The sequence below is a fragment of the Streptomyces sp. CO7 genome, assembly GCF_053474865.1.
The window spans coordinates 306,505-308,834 of sequence record NZ_JBRIOU010000001.1 but is presented as its reverse complement, the minus strand read 5'-3'; the positions used below and the strand labels follow the sequence as shown (position 1 = coordinate 308,834).

3 protein-coding genes are annotated in these 2,330 nt (G+C 76.1%); 1 reads left to right on the top strand and 2 read right to left on the bottom strand.

The genetic code is table 11. The features are described 5' to 3' along the window. Positions 1 to 88: 88 nt before the first annotated feature. Positions 89 to 1,012: an N-acetylmuramic acid 6-phosphate etherase gene (murQ, locus tag ACOV8S_RS01415; protein ID WP_448315494.1), complete on the top strand. Its 924-nt coding sequence runs from the start codon at positions 89 to 91 to the stop codon at positions 1,010 to 1,012. Positions 1,013 to 1,021: 9 nt separating this feature from the next. Here murQ and ACOV8S_RS01410 read toward each other — a convergent pair whose 3' ends face one another. Both ACOV8S_RS01410 and ACOV8S_RS01405 read right to left on the bottom strand, forming a co-directional pair. Further along, positions 1,022 to 1,576 carry a GNAT family N-acetyltransferase gene (locus tag ACOV8S_RS01410; RefSeq protein WP_448315492.1) on the bottom strand — a complete coding sequence of 185 codons (555 nt, stop codon included), beginning with the start codon at positions 1,574 to 1,576 and terminating at the stop codon, positions 1,022 to 1,024. A 7-nt stretch (positions 1,577 to 1,583) separates the two neighbouring features. Next, a complete protein-coding gene (locus ACOV8S_RS01405; RefSeq protein ID WP_448315490.1) occupies positions 1,584 to 2,072 on the bottom strand; it encodes a GNAT family N-acetyltransferase in 489 nt (162 codons plus the stop codon). Positions 2,073 to 2,330: the final 258 nt, after the last annotated feature.

The window sequence follows — 2,330 nt, the reverse complement described above, 5'->3', positions numbered from 1 at the left end:
CCACCGACTTCGCCCGCCGATCCTGCCGCCCTCACCACCGACTCCGCCCGCCGATCCCGCCCCACGACCAACGGGAGTGCCCGCCGCCATGTCCGGTGCCGATCTGAGAGTCCAGCTCGAGAGCCTCGCCACCGAGGCCGCCCGCCCCGACCTCGCCGAGCTCGACCGCCTGCCCACCGAGCGGATCGCGGAACTGATGAACGAGGGGGACGCCGCCGTGCCCGCCGCGGTCCGCGGACAGGTGCCGCGGATCGCCGCCGCCGTGGACGCGATCGCCGCGCGGATGGCGCGCGGCGGCCGCCTGATCTACGCGGGCGCCGGGACGGCCGGCCGGCTGGGCGTGCTGGACGCCTCCGAGTGCCCGCCCACCTTCGGCACCGCTCCCGGGCAGGTCACCGGCCTGATCGCGGGCGGCCCCGAGGCGCTGGTGACCTCGATCGAGGGCGCCGAGGACGACGCGGAGGCCGCCCGGGCCGACCTCGACGCGCTCGGCCTGACCTCCGGCGACTGCGTGGTCGGCGTCTCCGCCTCGGGGCGGACGCCGTACGCCGTGGCCGCGGTGCGGCACGCCCGCGCCGCCGGGGCGCTCACCGTGGGGGTGGCCTGCAACCCGGGCAGCCCGCTGGCCGCGGCGGCGGAACACCCCGTGGAGGTGGTGGCCGGTCCCGAGATCGTCGCGGGCTCCACGCGGCTGAAGTCCGGCACGGCGCAGAAACTCGTCCTCAACATGCTCTCGACCATCACCATGGTCCGCCTCGGCAAGACCTACGGGAACCTGATGGTCGACGTCCGGGCCACCAACGAGAAGCTGCGGGCCCGCGCCCACCGCATCGTCGCCCTGGCCACGGGCGCTCCGGACGAGGAGGTGGCCGCGGCGCTGCGGGCCACCGGCGGCGAGGTCAAGCCCGCGGTCCTGGTGGTGGCCGCCGGGGTGGACGCGGCCACGGCGGCGCGGCTGCTGGAGAAGTCCGGCGGCCACCTCAGGGCCGCGCTCGGCGGAGCGGCGGACTGACGCGGGACCTCAGGCGCCGGCGGCGTCCGGCGGGGCCTCGTCCTCCTCGTTCAGCAGGTGGAACAGCAGGTGGTCCTGCCACCGCCCCGCTATGCGCAGGTACCGCGGGGCGACGCCGAACGGGGTGAAGCCGTTGCGGCGCAGGACGCGCTGCGAGGCGGCGTTGTGGAACAGCGTGCAGGCCTCCAGGCGGTGCAGCCCGAGCTCGCCGAAGGCCAGGCGCACCGCGTCGGCCACCGCGGCGGTGGCCAGGCCCCGGCCGCCGGCCTCCCGCGCCACCCAGTAGCCCAGCGACGCGGACAGGAACGCGCCGCGGACGACGTTGTTCACGCTCAGGCGGCCGGCCACGCGACCGTCCTCGTCCAGGACCACCAGCGGGACCATCGCGCCGCGGGCGTGCAGCTCGAGGCATTCGGCGAGCACCGCGCGCTGCCCGGCGGCGGTGAACCAGGAGTCCGGGCGCACGGGTTCCCAGGGGTCCAGGAAGGCCCGGTTGCGGGTGAGGCGGGCGGCGAGCTCCTCGGCGTCGTCGAGCGTGACGAGGCGGGTCACGGGCGGCTGCATGCTCAGCTCAGTTCCCTTCCAGCGCGCGGTGATGGCCGACGACCGGGCGGCCGTCGAGCAGAAAGCGGCCGGTCACGGTGAAGCCGCAGTGTTCCAGGACGCGGCGGGACGCCAGGTTGTCCTCGTCGGCCGTCGCGGTGAGCTCGCGCAGGCCGTACTCCTCGGCGGCGGTCCGGCACAGCTCGCGCACGGAGGCGGTGGCCAGGCCCCGGCCCGCGTACCGCTCGGCGACCCGGTAACCCAGCTCGGCGGACCCGTCGGCCACGTCGACCAGGTTGACCCGGGCGGCGATCTCCCCGCCGTCGCCGCGCACCACGTGGAAGTGGCAGACGCCCGCCTCCTGTTCGGCCAGCAGGGCGCCGAGACGGTCCGCGAAGTGCGTGAAGTACGCGTCACCCCGGTCCGCGACCGTGCGGGCGAACCAGGCGCGGTTCTCCCGCTCGAAGGCCAGCAGGACCTCCGCGTGGTCGGCGCGCAGGCGTTCGAGGGTGGGCATGCCGTGAGGGTACGCGCGGCGGTGGGACCGCGCCCTGCCGTTTTCGAGGACGACGCCCGCCGGGTCCGGCCGCGATCCGCTGCCCGGCGGCGGTCGGCGCGTTAGCGTGACGACATGACGACTCCCGCGGACGTACGCCGAGTTGACCGAGACCCCGAGCTGCCCGGGCGGCTGCTCACCGCCGAACGCGACGCGCTGATCCCGCTGCTGCGGTCCCGGCCGGGCACCGGCAGGTCGAAGTCGGCGTCGGGCCGGGAC